The sequence below is a fragment of the Cognatundibacterium luofuense genome, assembly GCF_018139685.1.
Taxonomy (GTDB): Bacteria; Pseudomonadota; Gammaproteobacteria; order Burkholderiales; family Burkholderiaceae_D; genus Undibacterium; species Undibacterium luofuense.
The window spans coordinates 1-398 of the sequence record NZ_JAGSPN010000221.1 but is presented as its reverse complement, the minus strand read 5'-3'; the positions used below and the strand labels follow the sequence as shown (position 1 = coordinate 398).

Annotated in this window: 1 protein-coding gene; it reads right to left on the bottom strand. The window is 52.8% G+C overall.

All coding sequences use genetic code 11. The annotated features are described in order from the left end of the window. Nucleotides 1–398 (bottom strand): NAD(P)-dependent oxidoreductase (locus tag KDM89_RS20120; RefSeq protein WP_268977907.1); only part of this gene is annotated, 398 nt, incomplete at both ends.

Here is a 398-nt window from a genome sequence, read left to right as displayed (position 1 = left end):
CTTGAGCGAAGCCACATCGATCTCATTATCAAAGTGACCGATATTACAGACGATGGCCTGATCCTTCATCTTCTGCATATGGGCGTGCGAAATCACGTGGTAGTTACCCGTGGTGGTCACGAAGATGTCGCCATGTTCCGCTGCATAATCCATGGTCACCACGCGGTAACCTTCCATCGCTGCCTGCAAGGCGCAGATAGGATCGATTTCTGTGACCCAGACCTGAGCAGACAGAGCACGCATCGCTTGCGCAGAACCCTTACCAACATCACCGTAGCCAGCGATCACCGCGACCTTACCCGCGATCATCACGTCAGTGGCACGTTTGATACCATCCACCAGCGATTCGCGGCAGCCATACAGGTTATCAAATTTCGATTTCGTGACGGAGTCATTGA